Consider the following 20,538-nt stretch of genomic DNA (forward strand, 5'->3'; position numbering starts at 1 on the left):
ATGCGTGGCGTCGATCATAACGGTCGTTTCCTCACCGTGCTCGGCCGCCAGACCCGCCATGATCCGGGCGAAGACGCCCCGATCGCTCCACCGCTTCCACCGGTTGTAGAGTGTCTTGTGGGGGCCGTACTCCCTTGGGGCGTCGCGCCACCGCAAACCGTTGCGATTGATGAAGATAATCCCGCTCAAGACACGCCGGTCGTCGACGCGGGGCTTGCCGTGCGACTTCGGAAAGTAAGGCTCCAGACGCGCCATCTGTGCGTCGCTCAACCAGAAAAGATCAGACATGATCACCGCTCGTTTTCGAACCGTGAATCATGCCAGTCAGACCAAATCAATGGGTCCTGACCCTAGGGAGCCGAGGAGCGATGTCAAATTGCTAACACCATCCCGCCCGCCGCCATAGGATAGCGCCGTACTATGGGCTTCAAAAGCGTCCGACACCGTCACAATGTAGTGGTGCCTACCGATTGGCCAGCCGTGTAAACGCAGCGCTGTTACGCGACGCACTTTCCTTCAGGACGCCTTTCGTAGTCGACCTTGCTGCGGTTACAGCTATGAAGCGTCCGGTCTTCGCATCACGCTTGATCGTACGATTCTTGCTTTTTTCGTTGTCTACAAACTCGGCTTCGTTCTTCTTCATTGGGTTGTGTATCCAGCTTATCTCCATGCCTCGAAGGTTGCGCCGTCAGAGTTTGTCTCCAGTATAGTCCCATCAATCGGCAGGGCCACTCAAACATCCAACTCTTCCACAAACCGCGCATTCTCCTGAATATACTGGAAGCGCAGCTCCGGCTTCTTGCCCATCAGGCGTTCCACCAGATCGCCGGTTTCGCCCGGTTCGTCCTCGTCGATGGTTACGCGGATCAGGGTGCGGGTCGCCGGGTCCATCGTCGTCTCTTTCAGGTCCTTGGCGTCCATCTCGCCCAGGCCCTTGAAACGCTGGACGTCGATCTTTCCCTTTCCGCCCAGCCCCTTGGCCAGCGCCGCCTCCTTGGCGGCATCGTCGGCCACGTATAGCCGTTTCGCCCCCTGCGTCAGCCGGTAGAGCGGCGGGCAGGCGAGATATAGGTGTCCCTGGTCGATCAGCGGGCGCATCTGGGTGTAGAAAAAGGTCATCAGGAGCGCCGCGATATGGGCGCCGTCGACGTCCGCGTCGGTCATGATGATGATCTTGTCATAGCGAAGGTCGTCGACGTTGAATTTGGGGCCCAATCCGACGCCAAGCGCCTCGCAGAGATCACGGATCTCGGCGTTGGAGGACAGCTTGTTCGAGGCCGCGCCGAGCACGTTCAGGATCTTGCCTTTGAGCGGCAAGAGCGCCTGCGTCTCGCGGAAACGGGCGCCCTTGGCAGAGCCTCCGGCCGAATCGCCTTCGACGATGAAGATCTCGGTCCCTTCGCGGTTCTTGTTGGTGCAGTCGGTCAGCTTGCCCGGCAGGCGCAGTTTCTTGGTCGCGCTTTTCCGGGCGGTTTCCTTTTCCTGCCGGCGGCGCAGCCGTTCCTCGGCCCGCAGGACAAGGAAATCTAGGATCGCCCCGGCGGATTTCGTATCGGAGGCGAGCCAGTTGTCAAAATGGTCGCGGACGGAGTTTTCGACCAGCCGCTGCGCCTCGGTCGTGGCGAGGCGGTCCTTGGTCTGGCCGACGAATTCCGGCTCGCGGATAAAGCAGGAGACCAGCGCGCAGCCGCCGGTGATCAGGTCGTCCCTGTTGATCTGGCTGGCTTTTTTGTTGTTCACCAGTTCGCCGTAGGCGCGGATGCCCTTGAGGATCGCGGCCCAGAACCCGGCCTCATGCGTGCCGCCCTCGGGGGTGGGGACGGTGTTACAGTAGCTCTGGATGAACCCGTCGCGCGAGGGGGTCCAGTTGATCGCCCATTCGACCTTGCCCGGCGTGCCGAATTTCTCCTTGAAATCGACGATGCCGGAAAAGGGTTTGTCGGCGTAGGTCGAGGCGCTGCCCAGCGTTTCCACCAGGTAATCCGACAGGCCGCCGGGGAAGTGGAAGGTGGCCTCGGTGGGCGTGTCGCCGTCCTCGATCTCGGTCTTCCAGCGGATCTCGACACCGCTGAACAGATAGGCCTTGGAGCGCACCATCTTGAACAGGCGGGAGGGCTTAAACCTATGAGAACCAAAGATTTCTTCGTCCGCGTGAAAGATCACCGTGGTGCCGCGGCGGTTCGGGGCCTGGCCGATTTTCGCAACCGGGCCAAGGGGGATCCCGCGCGAGAAGCGCTGTTCGTACAGCTCCTTGTTGCGGGCGACCTGGACCACCATCGAATCCGACAGGGCGTTGACGACAGAGGCGCCGACACCGTGCAGACCGCCAGAGGTCTCATAGGCCTTGCCCGAGAACTTGCCGCCCGCGTGCAGGGTGCAGAGGATCACCTCGAGCGCGGATTTGCCGGGGAACTTGGGGTGCGGGTCGATCGGGATGCCGCGGCCGTTGTCCCTGATTTCAATGGAGAAATCCGAATGCAGCGTGACCTCGATCCGGTTGGCATGGCCAGCCACCGCCTCGTCCATCGAGTTGTCCAGAACCTCGGCCACGAGGTGATGCAGGGCGCGGTCGTCAGTGCCGCCGATATACATCCCGGGGCGTTTGCGCACGGGTTCCAGCCCCTCGAGCACCTCGATGGAGGAGGCGTCATACTCGGGTTCTGCGGCGGAATGGAGGAGATCGTCGGCCATGTGCGTGCTCGGTTTGTTCTGATTGGTTGGCGGCGATTATGGCAGAGCGTCCCGCCCGGGTAAACGGGGCGCGCGATGGGGTTAAGGCACCGTGCCTTGGGGGAGGCAACGGGGGGAGCCTACCATATCTTGCGGTGATGCGGGATGCGGAGTGGCGGCCCTGGGGTGTCTGGTTTGTACGTTTTGTACGTTTCGTACGTCGTTTCCAGCATTTTGTACAAAACGCGGGAGGGGTTTGGATGACGTTGCGGGAGATTTGGTTAATCGGGGTGTTTTGGGGGGCGCCTGTGGGGCGAGGTCCCGGGGCAAGCCCGGGACGGGGTTGGTGAGGCGGGACCGTCCGAGCCTTGTGCGGAGCCGCAGATGCGCCGACCTGCGGGGTGGCGCATCGGACGGTCGAGCGGGTGCGGTTTATCGTGACACATCCGAAGGACCTTGGAGGTTTGCGACTGCGTCGACAAAGCGCCGCCCGTCGCACCAAAGGTGCGTGGCCTATGATTGGCCCGCCTTTGGCGGGACGGGGCGGGTCATGCCGGAGGCATGCTTTTAGCATGACGCTGGCGCGGCGGCCTTCGGCCTTGTTCCGCGCCTTGGGGGATTGATGGCGCTTGTCACTTATCGGCTTTCGCTTTGGTGTTTTGCTCGTTGACCCGAAAGTTAAGAATTGTGAAACCGTCACAGTCTGTCGAACTGGCGAACACAAGCGCGTTTCCCGGGGAAAATAGCTTTGCTCCGAGTGTTGCAGTATGAGCTTCCCAGCCGGCTTGCCGGTCTGATTCTTTCACGTACTCCAACAGATCTGTTTGAAAAGATCTGGTGTCACGATTTACAAGTTGATCTAAGTCTACGTCATTTCCGATATGCGCAATGGTCGCATAGTGTCGGGGTCGCCTGAGTTGGAAGAAAGAGTAGCTGGTGCGCACATATGTCCGGAAAACATCTGATGCATACCGGTCATTGTAGCGCATCTGGCGGCTGTTCTTTCTTTCCAAAGATTCTTGATCGTCGATGAGGAGAAAGTTTCGGCATGTTGCTTTTCCAGGTCTGAAGCCGAAGAGCGTGTTTCGGCGGATCAGCTTGGTGCCTTGGCCAAGTGAGCAACGGCTTTCAGGTTCAGGAATGGCCTTGGACGAGCAAATGAACTTGGCCGCATAGAAGAAAAACTCATGCTTGTATAAGCTCTCACCAAGAGCGGCGGCATCATTTGCTGAAAATGACAGAGCAAGAAGCAGAGCCAATGATGCCCCTCTGCAAGAAACGCGCCGACCTAATCTATTCGTGGGTTGGCGGCTTGATGTGCCGCTGGTATCCTGGACAAGCTGTTTGTTCATAAATTTAAGATGCGCTCAATGAACGAAATTGACGTGTTTCCAACAGCCAAAGCTGATCTGCTTACCTCCCGCCACCCCTCCCCAATCTCCGGAAACCACGCATCCGCCCCTTCAACAGCCAAATCCACTTCCGTGATCAACAGCCGATGCGCCAGCGGCAGCATGGCCTCGTAGATCTTTTGACCGCCGATGCCGTAGACCCGGAAATAGCCAAGCGACTGCGCCAGGGCGATCCCCTCTTCGACGGAGCCCACGACGTGCTCGTGCAGCGAGGGATCGCGGGAGACGACGATGTTCAGGCGCTTGGGCAGCGGCTTGAACGGCAGACTCTCCCAGGTCTTGCGGCCCATGATGATGGCGCCGCCCAGGGTCTCGCGCTTGAACATGGCGAGGTCCTCGGGGAGGTGCCAGGGGATGTCCCCGTCCTTGCCGATGGCGCGGTTGCGGTCGTGGGCGGCGATGAGCGTGATCATGAAAACCTCAGACGGCCACGGGGGCCTTGATGGCGGGCAGGGGGTCGTAGCCGGGGAAGGAGAAATCCTCGTACCGGAAATCGAAGAGGTCCGTCACCTCGCGCGCGATCTCCAACCGGGGCAGGGGGCGTGGCGTGCGCGAGAGCTGTTCCGCCACCTGGTCCATGTGATTGGAATAGATATGCGCGTCGCCGATGGAATGGACGAAATCGCCGGGCTCGTAGCCGGTGACATGCGCCAGCATCGCCTGCAGCAGCGCGTAGGAGGCGATGTTGAAGGGCACGCCCAGGAACATGTCGGCGGAGCGCTGGTAGAGCTGCAGGTGCAGCTTGCGCCCGATGATGCGGACCTGCCAGAGCGTGTGGCAGGGCGGCAGCGCCATCTCGGGCACATCCGCCGGGTTCCAGGCCGAGACGATCATGCGGCGGGAATCCGGGGTGGTGCGGATCTGGTGCAGCAGGGTCTGGATCTGGTCGATCTCGCCCTTGTAACCGGGCCAGTGGCGCCACTGGTGGCCGTAGACCGGGCCGAGGTCGCCGTTCTCATCCGCCCATTCGTCCCAGATCGAGACGCCGTTGTCCTTGAGGTAGGTGATGTTGGTGTCGCCGGAGAGGAACCAGAGCAGCTCGTGGATGATCGAGCGCAGGTGCAGTTTCTTGGTCGTGACCAGCGGAAAGCCCTGTGCCAGGGGATAGCGGCATTGCAGGCCGAAATAGCTGCGGGTGCCGGTGCCGGTGCGGTCGGTTGACTCTTCGCCGTGGTCGAGGACCGTGCGGAGTGCGTCGAGGTATTGCTGCATGGTGTCCCTCCGGGAAAGCGGTCCCCTTGGCATAGGGTATTTCGCGGGGCGGCGGAAGCGGGACGCTTGGCGGGATCGGGGCGGCTGTGCCAAGCTGCCAGCGGGGTATCGAGGCAGAGACCGGAGGCCGCCAGGGATGATGATCGCCGCGATTTGCGCGCCGCCGGATGCGCGCGAGGCGCTGGTCGCCTGCGTGGCGGCGATCCGCCCGGGCAGCGGCCTGTGCTGGGTGGTGCTGCCGATGCGCCGGACGCCCGCCGACACAGAGCTGCTGGACGCGCTGCGTGTCGTGGCCCGGGTGCCCGTGGACATGGCCGAGGATGGGCTGGCGCCGGTTGCGGACCGGGTGCTGGTCGTGCCGGGGGGGCAGGGCGCGCGGGTGGCGGGCGGTGTCCTGCGGCTGGTGCCGGAGGATGCCTCACCGCTGGATGACTGCCTGTCGAGCCTGGCGGAGAGCGAACCGGCGGGGATCGCGGTGCTGTTGCCCGGCGGCGTGACGCTGCCGACCCTGGGCGCGCGGGCCCTGCAGGCGGCGGGGGGCGTCGTGCTGGCGGTTGGCTCTGCCACGCTGGCGGATCGGGAGGTGACGGCAGAGGACGCGCCCGGGGTCGTGACGGCGATCCACCAGGCGCGGGTTGCCCAGGCCGCCGGCGACGGGCCAAGCAACGAACAGCTGGACCGGGCCGCGCGGTTGCTGGGTTTTGCGGACCGGCCGAGGCCCGCGCTGCTTGCAGCCCGGATGTTGCGCCGCATGGCGATCGAGGGCGGGCTGGCGCCCGAGGTCTACCTGGCCCAGTTGCGCCGCGATCCGGCAGAGCGGCAACGCCTGGCGCGGGACGTCATGCAGGGCACCGCGCAGGAGGTTTCCGACGCCGTGGTGATTGACCGGCTGCGGGACCAAGTGCTGATCCCGTTGTTGCAGCGCAAACAGGCGGGATTTCGTGTCTGGGTGCCCGGCTGCGGGCAGGGTGACCTGGTCTACCAGCTTGCCATGAGGATCGTCGAGCTGACGACAGAGCGGCAGGACCGGCGCCCCTGGAAGATATTCGGCACTGACACGGACGCGCTGGCCCTGCGAAAGGCCCGGTCGGGCGACTATGGGGCCGAAGCGGCGGCGGCGCTGGATCCGGGCCGCCGGGCGCGTTTCCTGCGGCGCGGTGACGGCGGCTACACGGTCGACCTCGCCCTGCGCGAACTCTGCGTCTTTGCAGAGCACGATCTCTATGCGGACGCGCCCTTTGGCTGGCTGGACCTGGTGGTCTGCCTGCGGCCCGCCCTGTTGGGCCGCCCCGAAAAGGCGGAGGTGGCGCTGGCCCGGTTCGACTATGGCCTGCAGGCAGACGGGTTTCTTGCGGTCTTGCCGCAAATGGCCCCGCTGCTGGACCCGGAGGGATTCGAGCCGCTGGGCGAGGACGGCCTGCTGTTCCGGCGCCGGAAAACCCACGGCGGCGCGCGGGTCTCTGCCATGCGCGGCCACCGGCCCGGCGAGCGGCTGACCGAAACGGCGCTGGCCGAACGTGGCGTTTTGCAGATGCTGGGGACGGTCTTTGCCTCGGTCGATGATACCGGGCGGTTCATTCATGTGTCTGCGCCGATGCGGGCCTTTCTTTCGCCGGTGCGGCCAGGCGTGGCCTATGGGCTGCAGGATCTGCGCGACCCGGCCCGCGCCCGCGCGGCGATGGAGGCCCTGGCGGAGGTGCGCGACGAGGGGCGCGAAATCGCGGTACGCACCAGTGCCGGTGAAGGGGCGGCTGCCAAGGGAGAGGTGCGCGTGACGGCTTCGGCGGAGCAGGCCGATCGCTATCTGGTGGTGCTGTGCGACGGCGAGGACGGCGATCTGCCGGTCCTGGAGCGGGTGGGCACCGTGCCCTGGCAGCGGCGGCTGGACCGGCTGCAATGGCGGACCGAAAGCGCCGAGATGGCGCTGAGCAGCGCCAACCGCGAACTGCTGGCGCTGAACGAGGAACTGCAATCCTCGAACCGGGAACTGCGGATCAGCCGGGGGGAGCTGGAGCTGATCAACAGCAAGCTGCAGGCCTTCAACCGCGAACTGCTGGAGTCCTCTGCCCAGCTGGAACAGCAGAATGCCGAGTTGCAGGCGATCTACGATGGTGTGCCCGTCGGGCTGGGGATGATCGGCAAGGACATGCGCTGGCTGCGCGGCAACAGGTTCCTGGCCGAGCTGTTCGGGCTGGACCCGGACGCGCTGCGCCTTGCGCCGGGGGATACCCCGGTGCCGGTGCAGATCGGTGATTTCGCGGCGCGGATCGAGGCGGTCCTGGACGGCGCCGCGCCGCTGGAGGGGATCGAGATTACGGCCGCGCAGAATCGGCGGCTGGTCGGCGATATCTTTCCGGTGTTGCGCGACGGTGAGGTGACGGCGGCGGGCATCGCGGTGCGTGACGTGACCTCGGAACGGGCGCTGGAGGAGCAGAAGGACCTGCTGACCGCCGAGCTGCAGCACCGGGTCAAGAACATGCTGGCGGTGGTGCGGGCGGTGACGCGGTTCACCGCGCAACGGTCGGGCGACAAGACCGAACTGGCCAGCCGCCTGTCGCAGCGTCTGGCCTCGATGGGGCGGACGTTCGAGCTGTTGTCGGACGGGGGCTGGGACTGGCAGGGCCTGCGCGGGCTGGCGCAGTCCAGCCTGGCCGCCTTTGTGGATCTGAGCGACGAGAGGTTTACCTACCAGGGAGAGGATGTGGCCCTGCCGCCCGAGGAGGCGCAGGCCATCGGCCTGGCCTTGCACGAACTGGGCACGAATGCGGTCAAATACGGGGCATGGAGCGTGCCGGATGGCCGGGTGGTGCTGGATGTCGTGACCAGCGGCGAGGGGCTGTCGCGGATGACATGGCGCGAAACCGGCGGCCCTGAGGTGGTGCCGCCCGAGCGGACCGGCTTTGGCGCTTTCCTGCTGGGCACGATCCTGGGCCGCCAGTTGCAGGCCACTGTGGTGATGGATTATCGCCCCGAGGGGCTGTGTGTCACGATCTCGCGGATGGGCGCGGGATGATCAGGCCGGCGCGGGTTCGAGCCCGGAGAGGTTGCGCAGCACGCGGACCAGTTCCTCGACCGGCTGGCTCTTGCTGAGCACCTCGACGTCCGGGGCGATGTCGCGCAGGCCCAGCGGGTTCGACACATAGGCACTGTAGACGGCGGTCCGGCAGCCGCGCGCGTGCAGGATGGCCAGCAGGCGCCGTCCCTCTTCGCCGATGACCACGTTCGAGCTCATCTGGCGGCCAAGGTCGAGATCGAGCACGCAGAGGCGCGGGGTGTCCTGCGACAGGCTGGACAGGGCGGCGGTGTAGTGGCTGACCGGCGGCAGCGGGTTCAGCCCGGCCTCTTGCAGTGCCTCGAAAAGCTCTGTCGAGAGAAAGGCGTTGTCCTCGACGATCAGGGTCGGCCCTGCCGTTCTCGTGCCTGTGGTCTCGCCGGTCATGGCCCTAGCTGCCTCGCGTCTTAAATTCATTGGCGCCATGCGGCGCAGCAAGAACCGTGCGCGCCGTGCCCCGATACATCGGACAGGTGACGTGCACGGGCATACCTTTCCGGTTGCCGATCTGAAAGCACGCGGACAGGTGGCCCGGGCAATCGCCCCTGAGCGTGGGGCCTGTCAGCCATTCCAGAAATCCCCGCTGTGGGGCGATTATGCCGCACATCCAGCCGCTTCGCCAAGCCAAGATTGACTTTTTCAACCGTGACACGCACGCTGTGGACAAAATAAAAGGCAAGACCTGAGGCAGTCCCATGTATCGCATTATTGCAGCGCTCGCTCTCGCGGGCGTCCTTGCCGCGTGTGACGGCGCGACGTTGACCGGCGACGGCGGGTCGGGAATCGGAACCGGGGCGCAGCCGCTGGTGCCAGAACCCGATCCCGGGACCGGCGGTGGCACCGATCCCGACGCGGATCCCGATCCCGACAACCTGTACACGAGCGAGCTGGAAGACGCCTCGGAAGATCTGCGCGTCGACGAGATGACATTCGACCCGGACACCGGCGAGCTGGTCTTCAACGAGCTGCCCTTCGACAGCGACAAGGCCGTGGCCGGTGCGAACGTCTACGCCAAGGACACGGGCCTCAGCGCCATTCTCAATCCCGGCGGCACCGGGTTCGACGCCTACCGCAACACGGCAGGGCCTTCGGGCACGTCGCAGTATTTCGCGGTGTTCCGCCGCTCGCCCAGCGGCTTTAGCCAGGTGGGCGCCGTCGGCACGGACCGCTACCTGTCGTTCGGCTTTGGCGGGGCTGCGGCGCAGCGCCTTGAAGGCAGCGGCGCACTGCCGAAGGGGACGGATTCCTATGTCTTCACAGGCGAATATGCCGCTGTCCGCACCGTTGTCGTCGATGGCTCACCGGATACGGAAATCCAGTACGTGTCCGGCCTGGCGCGGATCGAGGTCGACGTCGAGGATCCGGACATCTCCGGCGCCGTCGAGGGCGTTATCGTCAGCCGGGAGTTCTTTGATGCCAACGGCGTGAACATTGCCGCGCTGAGCGGTGCGGATTTCCTGTCGCTGGCCACGGCCGAGATCAACTTCGACACCTGGACGATCAACTCTTCCGATGCCAGCGCCATACGCTCGGACGGCGAAGTGACCCAGACGGGCACCTGGTCGGGGCTTTTCGCGGGGCCTGACGGCGAGGAGGTCGTCGGCATCGTGGTGATCGAAGGACAGGGCCCGGTGGGCATCGACCCGGCGACGGGCGAGTTCCTCACCGAGGATGTCCGCGAGACCGGCGGTTTCATCGCAACGCGCCCCTGACCCATGCGCCTGGTGGCCCACCTGATGCGTGCCTTGCGACCGGCCATCCTGGCCGGCGCGATGGCCTTGATGTCAGCCCCGGCCGGGGCCGAGGCGGTCCGGATGAGCGTGGACGAGGCGCGCGGCGCCGCGGCGCGTGCCCTGATGGCCGGACAGGCGGAACTGGCGCTGGTGCTGGCCGAAGGCGTGCTGCTGGGCGCGCCCGGCGATACCGACGCGCTGATGATGAAATCCCGCGCCCTGTCGCAGCTTGGCCGTAGCGCCGAGGCGGCGGAGGCTGCGCGCCTCGTCTTTGGCGGCACGAATGACGAGCGCGAGCGGTTCTTTTCCGCGATGCTTATGGCGCAGGCCCGCGCCTCTGGCGGGCGGCCCGGTGTCGCGCAGCTCTGGCTGCGCCGTGCCGCGCAGATGGCTCCGGATGATCAGCTGAAGGCCGTGGCGGTGCGCGATTTCCGCCAGTTGCGGCGGCTGACGCCCTGGCGGCTGTCGCTGGATCTGTCGGTCGAACCGTCAGACAACCTCAACGGCGCCCCCAGGACCAACCGATTTACCTTTGCCGGGCTGCCTTTCGTCAATCCTTCGGCGGTGCCGCTGTCCGGGGAACGCTATGTCCTGGGCGCCGACTATGTCCGCCGTGTCCCGCTGAGCGAGACCCGGCGGCTGAACCTTGGCCTTTCGACAGAGTTCCAGCGCGTGCGGTTTTCCCAGGAGGCGCGCGACAAGGTGCCGGGGATCAGGGACGCGGATTACCGGCAGGATGCGCTGGCGCTGAGCCTGGGTTACGAGGCGCGCGGGCAGGATGGCAGCTGGCTGGGAAAATCGCAGCTGTCGGTGACGCGGCACTGGCTGGGCGGACAGCTTTTCGCCGATGCCGCGCGACTGGACCTGAGCTATGGCCAGACGATTGCGCCGGGGTTGATCGGGGCGCTGCGCTATGGCTACGAGGTCGAGGAGCGGCACGATGCGGCGGTGCGGGATGCACAGACCCGCGAACTGGGCCTGACGCTGACACGGGCCTATGGCCGGTCGACGCTGGGGCTGGACCTGCTGGTGTCCGACACGGCCTCGGACTCTCGGCTGGTGGCGCGGGAAAGCGCGCGCGCGGCGCTGAGCTATCGCCTGGGCAAGCCGGTCAAGGGCGTGTTGCCACGGCTGACCCTGGCCTGGGAAGTGACGGATTTCGACATGGGGCCGACCACCTTCTGGATCGAGCCGCGGCGGGACGAGGAACTGACCGTTTCACTGGACCTGCTGTTGCCGAACTACGATCTCTACGGCTTTGCCCCGGAAATCGGGGTTTCCTTCCGCGACCGGAGTTCCAATTATACCATCTACGAGACCCGCGGCACGGATCTGCGGCTGGGTCTGAAATCGGTATTCTGAAAGACGGTCCGCGCGGGCGGGCCGGAAGGGACAAAATGGGAATCAAGTATCTGCACACGATGGTCCGGGTGAAGGACCTCGACGCGTCGATCGCCTTTTACAAGATGCTGGGGCTGGTCGAGCGCCGCCGGAGCGAGAACGAGAAGGGCCGGTTCACGCTGGTCTTCCTGTGCCCGCCCGACCAGGCGGATGGCCACGCGGATCTGGAACTGACCTATAACTGGGACGGAGATGACGGTCTGCCCTCGGACGGTCGTCATTTCGGCCACCTCGCCTACACGGTGCCCAACATCTACGAGATGTGCCAGTCGCTGATGGACGCGGGCGTGACGATCAACCGGCCGCCGCGCGACGGGCACATGGCCTTTGTCCGTTCGCCCGACAACATCTCGATCGAACTGTTGCAGGAAGGCGAGGCGCTGGCCGCGCAGGAACCCTGGGCCAGCATGGGCAACACGGGTCACTGGTGAGCCGCCTTGGCGGCATGATCGCTGCTGCGCTGGCGGCGCTGGTGCCGGCGGGGGCCGAGGCCGCCTGCCGGCTGGCGCTGCTGCTGGCGCTGGATGTCTCCTCTTCCGTGGACGAGGCGGAATACCGGCTGCAGCGTGACGGCCTGGCCGCGGCGCTGACCAGCCCGGATGTGCAGGGCGCGATCCTGCAGCAGGGCGGCAGCGTTGCGCTGGCCGTCTACGAGTGGAGCGGGCGGCGGCAATCGGTGGTGGTGCAGGACTGGGTGCTGCTGCAAAGCGCGGGCGATATCGCGGCGGTGGCCGCGCGGCTGCGGACCGTGCAGCGGTCTTACCGGCGGTTCCCGACGGCGCTGGGCTATGCGCTGGGCTTTGGCGCCACGCTGATGCAGGAGGCGCCCGCCTGCGAGCGGCAGGTGATCGACGTGTCCGGCGACGGGATCACCAATGACGGGTTCTGGCCCGGACTGGCCTACAAGCATTTCCCCTTCGAGCGGATCACGGTCAATGCGCTGGCGGTGCTGGGGGCCGACCCCTCTGTGGTGGATCACTACGAGTTCGAGGTGCTGCACGGGCCGGGGGCCTTCATCGAGACGGCAGAGGGCTACGAGGGGTTCGAACGGGCGATGATCCGCAAGCTGTATCGCGAGGTCCAGAACCGGATCGTCGGCGGTTTGCCCTATGTCGGGCCTGGACCGGGATGACCCGGCTGCTTGGCCTTGCGGCGCTACTGATTTGGGGCGCTGGCGCCGAGGCGGCCTGCCGCCAGGCGCTGGCCCTGGGGCTGGACGTGTCGGGATCGGTCGACGCGGAGGAATACCGGCTGCAATTGGACGGGCTGGCCGGCGCTCTGGAGGACCCGGAGGTCATGGGCGCCTTGCTGGCGATGCCCGAGGCGCCAGTGGCCTTGGCCGTTTTCGAATGGAGCGGGCCGGGATCTCAGCGTTTGGTGGCGCCCTGGCGGCGGATCGAAGGGCCGGCGGATGTGGCCGATCTGGCGGCGCTGTTGCGGGGGACGCAGCGGGGGCAGCTGGGTCAGTCCACCGCGATAGGGGCAGCCAAGAGGTTTGGTGCGGCGCTGTTGGCCGAACAGGAGGTTTGCTGGCGCCAAGTGCTGGACCTGTCGGGCGACGGCAAGTCGAACACCGGGCCAAGACCGCAGGACAGCCGCCCGGGCGGGATCACGATCAACGGGCTGGTGATCGGGGCCTCAGGCGATGCGAACGGGATCGGTGCGCTGGCCTCGTACTATCGCGCCTATGTCATCGCCGGGCCGGATGCCTTTGTCGAAACCGCGCTGGGTTTCGAGGCCTTCGAGGCGGCGATGGTGCGCAAGCTGAAGCGCGAATTGCAGGTGCTGGCCGTGTCGTCCAGATAGAGGCCGGGACGTCTGGGCGCCGCTCCTGCGCCGCAGGCGCAGATCGCCCCGCCCGCCGTCCCACCAGGGCGCCGTCCGGGCTGTATCGCCCGGCCCGGCACCTCAGTAGATGTAGCGGATCTGGTCGGTCCAGTAGCGTTCGACGCGGCGCAGGGCGGTGGTAATCTCGTCGATGCCATCGACCGAAAGCACGCCCTTGCCCTGCAGACCGTCCGCGTGGCGGGAAAAGAGATCACCGACGATGTCGCGGATTTCCCGCCCCCGCTGGGTCAGGCGCACGCGGACCGAGCGTCGGTCGATTTCGCACCGCTGGTGGTGCATGTAGCCCATCTCGACCAGTTTCTTGAGATTGTAGCTGACGTTCGAGCCCTGGTAGTAGCCACGGCTTTTCAGTTCACCGGCCGTCACCTCGTTGTCGCCGATGTTGAAGAGCAGCAAGGCTTGCACCGCGTTCACGTCGATGATGCCCAACCGCTCGAATTCGTCCTTGATCACGTCGAGCAGGAGGCGGTGGAGTCGTTCCACCAGGCTCAACGCATCCAGGTAACTCGTTATGAAGCCCTGTGCCGGCCCCTGATTCAGTGACGAATGAATGCTCATTTCAGTCTCCGCCTGTTTTTCTTGCAACGGAGCTTTCGGGTATAAACGCAAATATCGGGTTAAACCGAGTAGAAGACCCGGAAAATTCTAGTGATTTCCGAGGGTTGGTTAACCAAGCTTACCAAGGCGCAAAACGCACGGATCCGCCCGGCGGCGGCCGCGGGGCGGATTCCTGCCGTGCGATCAACCGTTTGCGGCGACGCGCGTGATTTCCGAGATCATCGGGGCGTGGGTCTCGGGCGCGGGGCGCTGGCCCGAGATCCACTGGTAGAGATCCTGGTCGTTTTCCGCCAACAAGGCCTCGTAGGCATCCAGTTCGGCGGCATCCAGGGCGTCCAGGCGGGCCTCGGCGAAGCGGATCAGCAGGATGTCCATCTCCTTGGTGCCGCGGCGCATGGAACGCATGCGCAGGCGGCGGAGACGGGTTTCGCGGGATTCGCCGGGGCCGGTGGTCATGTCACTGTGCCTCGGTCAGCAGGGAGCGCAGGCGCTTTTCCAGCCGTCCCAGCTTGTCCGCCTTGGCCTTGAACTGGCCGCGGAGCGCGCGGATCTCGATCAGGATGGCGTTGACGTCGGGCGCGAGGGTATCGTCCTGGTCGGGATCCGGCACGCCATCGCCTTCGCCGGTGATCAGCCAGACGATCGACACGTTCAGCACACCGGCCAGCGTGGACAGGCGGTTGGCGCGGGGTTCGTTGATGTCGTCTTCCCAGGCCTGCAGGGTCTTGAGCTTGACGCCCAGGCGCTTGGCCAGGACCTCCTGGGTCATGTTGGCTGCCTCGCGGGCAGCAGCGAGCCGGTCGCCGAAGGTGGCGGATTCGGGCCCGTACCAGTCTTTCGAGTTGTCCATGATCTTACCTTTCCGGTGAAGCCGCTTGAACGCCGTTTGGGCGCAAACTATGACAGGGCTGGCCAATTTTCAAACGACGAGCCCCCTTATGCCCTTTCTGTCGCAGACGCTGTCCCGCGTGAAACCCTCCCCGACGGTCGCCGTCACGCAACTTGCGCGCGAATTGGCGGCCGCAGGGCGCGATATCATCGGACTCGGCGCCGGCGAGCCGGACTTTGACACACCGGACAATATCAAGGCTGCGGCAATTGCGGCAATCGAAGCGGGGAAAACGAAATACACTGCGCCGGACGGAATCCCCGAACTCAAGCAGGCGGTCTGTGATAAGTTCGCCCGCGAAAACGGGCTGACCTACACGCCTGCCCAGATCAGCGTCAGCACCGGTGGCAAGCAGGTGCTGTACAACGCGCTGATGGCGACGCTGAACCCGGGTGACGAGGTCATCATTCCGGCGCCCTACTGGGTCAGCTACCCGGACATGGTGCGCCTGGGCGGCGGTGAGCCGGTGATCGTCGAAGGCGCCGAGGCCGAGGGCTTCCGGATTACGCCCGAACAACTTGAGGCGGCGATCACGCCAAGGACCAAGTGGTTCATCTTCAACTCGCCGTCCAACCCGACGGGCGCCGGCTACGACCGCGCGGCGCTGAAGGCGTTGACCGATGTGCTGATGCGCCACCCGCATGTCTGGGTCATGTCGGACGACATGTACGAACACCTGGCCTATGACGGGTTCGCATTCGTCAGCCCGGCGCAGGTCGAACCGGGGCTGTATGACCGCACGCTGACCGTCAATGGCGTCAGCAAGGCCTACGCGATGACCGGTTGGCGGATCGGCTACGCCGGCGGCCCGGAGGAACTGATCGGTGCGATGCGCAAGGTGCAGGGCCAGTCCACCACGAACCCCTGTTCGATCAGCCAGTGGGCCGCGGTCGAGGCGCTGAACGGGCCGCAGGAATTCCTGGCAGAGCGTGCGGCGGTCTTCGCCAGGCGGCGCGACATGGTGGTCGCACGGCTGAATGCCTGCGCCGGGATCACCTGCGCCACGCCCGAGGGGGCATTCTATGTTTATCCGTCCGTGGCGGGCTGCCTTGGCAAGACGTCGAAAGGCGGGCGCCGGATCGACACGGACGAGGATTTCTGCACCGCCCTGCTGGAAGAAGAGGGGGTTGCGGTGGTCTTTGGCGTGGCCTTCGGCCTCAGCCCGCATTTCCGTGTCAGCTATGCCGCCTCGGACGCGCAACTGGCCGGCGCCTGCGACAGGATCGAACGGTTCTGCGCGGGGCTGACATGACCGCAGACCTGCCCGAGTTCTATTTCCGGGTGCGCGAAAACGGCGCCTTGGTCTATCGCGTCGACACCGAGAACCGGCAGCGGCGGATAGAGATGGACCAGATCGCCGTGGTCAACGTCAACAAGGGTGAGATCAAGCCGCATGGCGACCGTGAGCTGACGCCGGGCGAACTGGAAGAGATCCGCGCCTGGATGGAAGACCGCCAGCGGCTGCTGGCGCTGCGCGAGATGGACGACATCCATCGGGCCATCGACCACCTGAACCTGACCGCGCAATGGGCGCAGGCCCGCGCGACGCCGGAACAGCTCGAAGAGGTGACGGATGCGCTGCTTTTGGCGATGCATGACCTGCGCAGCGTCCTGGTCCGCAAGAAGGCGGACCGGGTGATGAAGGGCTGACACGCCCTCTTGTTGGGCATCGAGGTGGCGATTTGCCTGTAAATCGGGCAGGTCGTTGCCGAAGTTAACGAATGCAGCGGGCGACCTCTTCATTCCTTGGGGCTTGGGCCCTATGTTCGATCCATGCCACAGAACCAGACGACACTGATGCAACGCGATACAGGTGGGCCGTTCGATCTTGGCCGGCCCCTGTTTCCCCTGTCTCCGGATGACGTGCGGGCGCTGCTCGCCCGGCAGGGCTGAGCAGGCCGCGCAAGGCGATTATCCCAGGATGCCCGGCCAGTTGGCACGGCCCTTGGCGATGTTTCCCTCTATGTCTCGCAGCCACAGCGTGCGAGCGCGCAAGCTGGCGTTGAGGAAAAGCTGGCCATCGTGGATCGTCCAGGCCTCGGGGATGGTCGGCGCGAGGTAGCCGCGCGAGGCGGCATAGGCGCAATAGCCCCCGAATTGCGGCGCATAGGCCTGAGGGTCGGCCTCGAAGGCGGCGGCGTTCCCGGCGTCGGAGAATTGCCATGAGGCGCCTTTCCAGCTGAGCGCGGCGGCACCGCCGGCCACCGGTCCGTTTCCGGCGAAATAGGCCACCGGGTCGGACCCGTCGATGGCGATCCCGTTTTCGGCGTAGATCTCTGGTTCGGCGGCCAGGGCGCGGCGCGTGGTGAACAGCAGGGCGGGGGCGGCAAGGGCAAGGCCAAACGTGGCGCGGCGTGTCAGGTTCGTCATGGCGGTCTCCGGTGGGTGTGGAGGGTGTCTTCAGGATGGGACGACCGGCGGGCGGGCAAAAGCCCCCGACACGGGGACGTGACGAGGCGTGTGCCGGCAAAATTTCTCGCCCGGTCGTCATAAACCTGTTACATTCGATGCATGACAAGATCAGTCCTCCCAATCTTGCTATGCCTCGGGTTGCCGATCGGACCGGCCGTCGGCAGCCCGATTGCCGAAGTCATATGCGCCCCTTCCGAACAGATGACACGCAAGCTGGTGGAACAGTTCGGCACCGCGCGTCGCGCCACCGGGCTGCGCAGCCCCGAGGAAGTGGTCGAGATCTGGACCGATGATCAGGGCGACTGGACCATGATCATCAGCTACGCTTCCGGTCAGTCCTGCATCGTCGCGATGGGCGAACACTGGCAGGATCTGGGGCGCGGAGATCCTGCCTGAAGCGGGAGAATCTTCCGGAAATGACACGAAAAAATTGACTCGCGCTGCCGTGCTGGTAGCTTGTGGACAATTGCACCGTCTTTTTGGGGGACATTATGAAACTGACTTTGACCGCCGCTGCCACGGCGCTCGCTCTCAGCGCGACCTCGGCCTTTGCCTGGGGCGACATGTACATGGGCGACGCGACCAACGATCCGAATTCGAATTTCCTTGTCCACACCTACAATGCGCCGAACTATTGCCCGCAGGGGTTGCAGCCGGTTCTGGCGGGCGGTGTCGTCTGCTGCGGCAAACCGAACGCAGGTGCCTATTACAACCATCCGGGCCACACCAGGTCCTATTCGCCGAAGTTCGTGCCGGGCGAAAAGGGCGCCGTCTACCGCTGAGGCGCCGCGCCCCTTGGCATTGCCTGTCAGGCCGCGTATACGCGCGGCCTGATTTCATTTGTGACCACGCGGGAAAGGCCGGGCCATGCAGGGCAGCGCGAATCTGAACATCATGATGAAGGCGGCGCGCAAGGCGGGCCGCTCGCTGGTCAAGGACTTCCGCGAGGTCGAGAACCTCCAGGTCTCCATGAAGGGGGCGGGCGACTTCGTGTCGAAGGCAGACATCGAGGCCGAGCGCATCCTCAAGGAAGAGCTGATGGGCGCGCGGCCGAACTATGGCTGGCTGGGCGAGGAAGGCGGCGAGGAGGCGGGCACCGACCCGACCCGGCGCTGGATCGTCGATCCGCTGGACGGCGGCACCAACTTCCTGCACGCGCTGCCGCATTGGGCAATTTCCATCGCTCTGGAACACAAGGGGCAGATCGTGTCGGCGGTGGTCTTCGACGCCGCCAAGGACGAGATGTTCTATGCCGAACGCGGTGCGGGTGCCTGGCTGAACGATTCCAAGCGTCTGCGCGTGTCCGGTCGGCGCCGCATGGTCGAGGCGGTCTTTGCCACCGGCATCCCCTTTGCCGCGAAACGCACCTTGCCCGCGACGCTCAAGGATCTTGCCCGCGTGATGCCGGAATGCGCCGGTGTGCGCCACCTCGGCTCGTCCTCGCTGGACATGGCCTATGTGGCCGCGGGCCGCTTCGAGGGTTACTGGGAGCGCGAGCTGAACCTCTGGGACATGGCCGCGGGCTACCTGATCGCCAAGGAGGCCGGGGCGCTGGTCGATGGCGTCCGCGAGGGGCAGGACCCCCTGGAAAGCGGCAGCATCATTTGCGCCAACAACGAGATCTTCAGCGGCTTCACCCGGATCCTGCGCGCCGAGTGAGGGTGTTCAGCGGTCCGAGGGGTGATTGACGCCGTCGTTCCAGCCCAGCGGTTCGAAATCCTTGGGTTCCATCCCCTCGATGCAATAGAGGTTGACCCCGTATTCGTTCGGGTTCGACCGGCGGCGATGGTACATGTAGATGCCGCAGGTCTTGCAGAAATGGTGCTGCGCCGTGTGCGTGCCAAAGCTGTAGAGCGCCAGGTTTTCCGCCCCCTTGACCACCTCGATCCCGTCCAGCGGCGCACTGACGACCGCGGCGCTGCGGCGGCGGCAGTAAGAACAGTCGCAGCGCCGGGCCGTGGCAGTCCCGTCTGACAGGCGCACGCGCAGTTCTACGGCGCCACAATGGCAGGTGGCGGTGTGGATCTCTGTCATTTTCTGCGAATCCTTGGAACTTGTGTGTGGTGTTTGCGGCTCTGGACGCGGGGCACGCGGCTGCGTTCAAAGGCGTATTCGGTTTCCGGGTGGGGCGGATGCCCGTCGGTGCGGTTCCAGAAGCGGGCGCCACCGCGCCGCAGCCAGACCGGCACCGTCAGAACCAGCCCGATCACGAAGCCGCCCACATGCGCCCAGTAGGCAACGCCGCCCTGGTCGGCGGGGGCGCTCCACCCGCCGAAAAGCTGCATCGCGAACCAGAGCGCCAGCATGAGCCAGGCGGGGACCGGGATAACGCGGAAGATGACGATCAGGATGATCAGGATGTCGACCCGCGCCTTGGGGAACAGCAGCAGGTAGCCCCCCATGACCCCGGCAATGGCGCCCGAGGCGCCCACGGTGGGCACGGTGGACAGGGGCGCCGACAGCCAGTGGATCAGCCCCGCGCCCAGCCCTGCGGCCAGGTAGAACAGCAGGTAGCCGACATGTCCCATCTCGTCTTCGAGGTTGTCGCCGAAGATGTAGAGGAACAGCATGTTGCCCGCGATATGCATCCACCCCCCGTGCAGGAACATCGAGGTGAAGAGCCCGGAGAATCCGTAGCCTTCGGACAGAAAGCGGGGGATCAGCGCGTAATCGGCGTAAAAGGCCATCATCGCGCGGGGTGAGCCCTCGTATTGCAGCGAGGCCAGGAACACGACGATGTTGATCGCGACCAGGGTGTAAGTGACGAAGGGGGTACGCCCAGACGGGTTGTGATCGCGGATCGGAAACATGGGGTGGAGATTGGCATGCCAGGGGGGGAGGTCAAGGTGCCTTGGGCCCGGTGGAGGCCGGGTGGGTCGCGGCTGTCCGGGCTTGCCTTGAGCGCGGCCTTGGCCGAACATTCCGCTCCGATGACACAGTGGGAGACGGGACAGTGACCCTCAAGAGATCCTTGACCGTGGCGATGTTGGGTTTTCTGCCCCTTGCCGCCAGCGCCGATCCGTCGCTGGAATGCAGCGTGTCTGCCGGTAGCCAGGTGGAAATCGCCGAATGCGTCGCCCAGGCCGAGACGGCGGTGGATGAGGCGCTTGGCATCGCGCTGCGCTTTGCCAGCGATGCAGCCAAGGATCTGGACGAGATCACGGGGCGCGAGGTGTCGCTGCCCGCGCTGGAAAGCGGGCAGGCCGCATGGGCGGCCTACCGCGATGCCCACTGCGAATTCGTGGGGTCGATCTATGGCGGCGGCTCGGGCACCGGAATCGCGGTGCGCTCTTGCCGGGTCGAACTGGGCCGCGCCCGGATTGCCGAGCTGATGCAATACACCCAGTAGGG

General features: G+C 65.3%; 24 protein-coding genes. 12 read left to right on the forward strand and 12 right to left on the reverse strand.

Annotated features, from left to right (window positions below):
• The 5 genes from BLQ71_RS23370 to BLQ71_RS23385 all read right to left on the reverse strand — a co-directional run.
• A partial coding sequence (locus tag BLQ71_RS23370) for an IS5/IS1182 family transposase (protein ID WP_074622255.1) occupies positions 1 to 288 on the reverse strand: 288 nt, incomplete at its 3' end.
• Between the two features lie 444 nt (positions 289 to 732).
• Positions 733 to 2,691: a DNA topoisomerase IV subunit B gene (gene parE, locus BLQ71_RS23375; protein ID WP_043144921.1), complete on the reverse strand. Its 1,959-nt coding sequence runs from the start codon at positions 2,689 to 2,691 to the stop codon at positions 733 to 735.
• A gap of 611 nt (positions 2,692 to 3,302) precedes the next feature.
• A complete protein-coding gene (locus BLQ71_RS26155; protein ID WP_133066193.1) occupies positions 3,303 to 3,929 on the reverse strand; it encodes a hypothetical protein in 627 nt (208 codons plus the stop codon).
• An 89-nt stretch (positions 3,930 to 4,018) separates the two neighbouring features.
• Positions 4,019 to 4,495: a dihydrofolate reductase gene (locus BLQ71_RS23380; protein ID WP_074623455.1), complete on the reverse strand. Its 477-nt coding sequence runs from the start codon at positions 4,493 to 4,495 to the stop codon at positions 4,019 to 4,021.
• Between the two features lie 7 nt (positions 4,496 to 4,502).
• Positions 4,503 to 5,294 carry a thymidylate synthase gene (locus tag BLQ71_RS23385; RefSeq protein WP_074623456.1) on the reverse strand — a complete coding sequence of 264 codons (792 nt, stop codon included), beginning with the start codon at positions 5,292 to 5,294 and terminating at the stop codon, positions 4,503 to 4,505.
• A gap of 136 nt (positions 5,295 to 5,430) precedes the next feature.
• On the opposite strand from BLQ71_RS23385, the gene BLQ71_RS23390 reads away from it, so the two are divergent.
• Positions 5,431 to 8,307, forward strand: a complete 2,877-nt coding sequence (locus BLQ71_RS23390) for a CheR family methyltransferase (RefSeq protein WP_074623457.1) — start codon at positions 5,431 to 5,433, stop codon at positions 8,305 to 8,307.
• Here the strand turns inward: BLQ71_RS23390 and BLQ71_RS23395 are convergent, their stop codons facing one another.
• The gene (locus tag BLQ71_RS23395) at positions 8,308 to 8,733 is read right to left on the reverse strand and encodes a DNA-binding transcriptional response regulator (protein ID WP_069210349.1); all 426 of its coding nucleotides are present in this window, start codon (positions 8,731 to 8,733) and stop codon (positions 8,308 to 8,310) included.
• A 308-nt stretch (positions 8,734 to 9,041) separates the two neighbouring features.
• Here BLQ71_RS23395 and BLQ71_RS23400 point away from each other — a divergent pair, with 308 nt between their 5' ends.
• Genes BLQ71_RS23400 through BLQ71_RS23420 form a run of 5 tightly spaced genes read left to right on the forward strand, consistent with a single transcriptional unit; the run spans position 9,042 to position 13,286 of the window.
• Positions 9,042 to 10,058 (forward strand): hypothetical protein, encoded by a 1,017-nt coding sequence (locus tag BLQ71_RS23400; protein WP_069210348.1) that lies wholly within the window; start codon positions 9,042 to 9,044, stop codon positions 10,056 to 10,058.
• Positions 10,059 to 10,082: 24 nt separating this feature from the next.
• Positions 10,083 to 11,441, forward strand: coding sequence for a surface lipoprotein assembly modifier (locus BLQ71_RS23405; RefSeq protein ID WP_175459260.1), 1,359 nt, complete (start codon positions 10,083 to 10,085; stop codon positions 11,439 to 11,441).
• Between the two features lie 35 nt (positions 11,442 to 11,476).
• Positions 11,477 to 11,911, forward strand: a complete 435-nt coding sequence (locus tag BLQ71_RS23410) for a VOC family protein (protein WP_074623459.1) — start codon at positions 11,477 to 11,479, stop codon at positions 11,909 to 11,911.
• A gap of 14 nt (positions 11,912 to 11,925) precedes the next feature.
• Entirely contained in the window at positions 11,926 to 12,612 is a 687-nt protein-coding gene (locus BLQ71_RS23415; RefSeq protein WP_069210353.1) for a DUF1194 domain-containing protein, read from the forward strand.
• A complete protein-coding gene (locus BLQ71_RS23420; RefSeq protein ID WP_043144931.1) occupies positions 12,609 to 13,286 on the forward strand; it encodes a DUF1194 domain-containing protein in 678 nt (225 codons plus the stop codon). The genes BLQ71_RS23415 and BLQ71_RS23420 overlap by 4 nt, the downstream gene beginning before the upstream one ends.
• 102 nt (positions 13,287 to 13,388) lie before the next feature.
• On the opposite strand, the gene BLQ71_RS23425 is transcribed toward BLQ71_RS23420, so the two are convergent.
• The 3 genes from BLQ71_RS23425 to BLQ71_RS23435 form a co-directional block, all read right to left on the reverse strand.
• Positions 13,389 to 13,886, reverse strand: coding sequence for a MarR family winged helix-turn-helix transcriptional regulator (locus BLQ71_RS23425; protein ID WP_043144932.1), 498 nt, complete (start codon positions 13,884 to 13,886; stop codon positions 13,389 to 13,391).
• A gap of 183 nt (positions 13,887 to 14,069) precedes the next feature.
• On the reverse strand, positions 14,070 to 14,342 hold the full coding sequence (locus BLQ71_RS23430) for an FAD assembly factor SdhE (RefSeq protein WP_043144934.1): 273 nt from the start codon (positions 14,340 to 14,342) through the stop codon (positions 14,070 to 14,072).
• Between the two features lies 1 nt (position 14,343).
• Positions 14,344 to 14,736, reverse strand: a complete 393-nt coding sequence (locus BLQ71_RS23435; protein ID WP_043144936.1) for a helix-turn-helix domain-containing protein — start codon at positions 14,734 to 14,736, stop codon at positions 14,344 to 14,346.
• A gap of 88 nt (positions 14,737 to 14,824) precedes the next feature.
• Here BLQ71_RS23435 and BLQ71_RS23440 point away from each other — a divergent pair, with 88 nt between their 5' ends.
• Together BLQ71_RS23440 and BLQ71_RS23445 are read left to right on the forward strand one after the other, a co-directional pair.
• On the forward strand, positions 14,825 to 16,027 hold the full coding sequence (locus BLQ71_RS23440) for a pyridoxal phosphate-dependent aminotransferase (protein WP_074623460.1): 1,203 nt from the start codon (positions 14,825 to 14,827) through the stop codon (positions 16,025 to 16,027).
• The gene (locus BLQ71_RS23445) at positions 16,024 to 16,425 is read left to right on the forward strand and encodes a hypothetical protein (protein ID WP_069210344.1); all 402 of its coding nucleotides are present in this window, start codon (positions 16,024 to 16,026) and stop codon (positions 16,423 to 16,425) included. Before BLQ71_RS23440 ends, BLQ71_RS23445 begins: the two co-directional genes overlap by 4 nt.
• Positions 16,426 to 16,686: 261 nt before the next feature.
• Here the strand turns inward: BLQ71_RS23445 and BLQ71_RS23450 are convergent, their stop codons facing one another.
• The gene (locus tag BLQ71_RS23450) at positions 16,687 to 17,145 is read right to left on the reverse strand and encodes a YHS domain-containing (seleno)protein (protein ID WP_043144941.1); all 459 of its coding nucleotides are present in this window, start codon (positions 17,143 to 17,145) and stop codon (positions 16,687 to 16,689) included.
• A gap of 243 nt (positions 17,146 to 17,388) precedes the next feature.
• On the opposite strand from BLQ71_RS23450, the gene BLQ71_RS23455 reads away from it, so the two are divergent.
• The 3 genes from BLQ71_RS23455 to BLQ71_RS23465 all read left to right on the forward strand — a co-directional run bounded on the left by BLQ71_RS23455 (position 17,389) and on the right by BLQ71_RS23465 (position 18,846).
• Positions 17,389 to 17,583, forward strand: a complete 195-nt coding sequence (locus tag BLQ71_RS23455) for a hypothetical protein (protein ID WP_223306275.1) — start codon at positions 17,389 to 17,391, stop codon at positions 17,581 to 17,583.
• Between the two features lie 95 nt (positions 17,584 to 17,678).
• Positions 17,679 to 17,969, forward strand: coding sequence for a hypothetical protein (locus BLQ71_RS23460; RefSeq protein WP_043144944.1), 291 nt, complete (start codon positions 17,679 to 17,681; stop codon positions 17,967 to 17,969).
• An 85-nt stretch (positions 17,970 to 18,054) separates the two neighbouring features.
• Positions 18,055 to 18,846, forward strand: coding sequence for an inositol monophosphatase family protein (locus tag BLQ71_RS23465; protein WP_074623461.1), 792 nt, complete (start codon positions 18,055 to 18,057; stop codon positions 18,844 to 18,846).
• Positions 18,847 to 18,852: 6 nt separating this feature from the next.
• Here the strand turns inward: BLQ71_RS23465 and BLQ71_RS23470 are convergent, their stop codons facing one another.
• A complete protein-coding gene (locus BLQ71_RS23470) occupies positions 18,853 to 19,221 on the reverse strand; it encodes a GFA family protein (RefSeq protein WP_074623462.1) in 369 nt (122 codons plus the stop codon).
• The gene (locus BLQ71_RS23475) at positions 19,218 to 19,997 is read right to left on the reverse strand and encodes a rhomboid family intramembrane serine protease (RefSeq protein WP_074623463.1); all 780 of its coding nucleotides are present in this window, start codon (positions 19,995 to 19,997) and stop codon (positions 19,218 to 19,220) included. Before BLQ71_RS23475 ends, BLQ71_RS23470 begins: the two co-directional genes overlap by 4 nt.
• Positions 19,998 to 20,140: 143 nt before the next feature.
• On the opposite strand from BLQ71_RS23475, the gene BLQ71_RS23480 reads away from it, so the two are divergent.
• Positions 20,141 to 20,536: a lysozyme inhibitor LprI family protein gene (locus tag BLQ71_RS23480; protein WP_229754960.1), complete on the forward strand. Its 396-nt coding sequence runs from the start codon at positions 20,141 to 20,143 to the stop codon at positions 20,534 to 20,536.
• Positions 20,537 to 20,538: the final 2 nt, after the last annotated feature.

Source organism: Antarctobacter albus, assembly GCF_900101505.1.
Lineage (GTDB): Bacteria > Pseudomonadota > Alphaproteobacteria > Rhodobacterales > Rhodobacteraceae > Antarctobacter > Antarctobacter albus.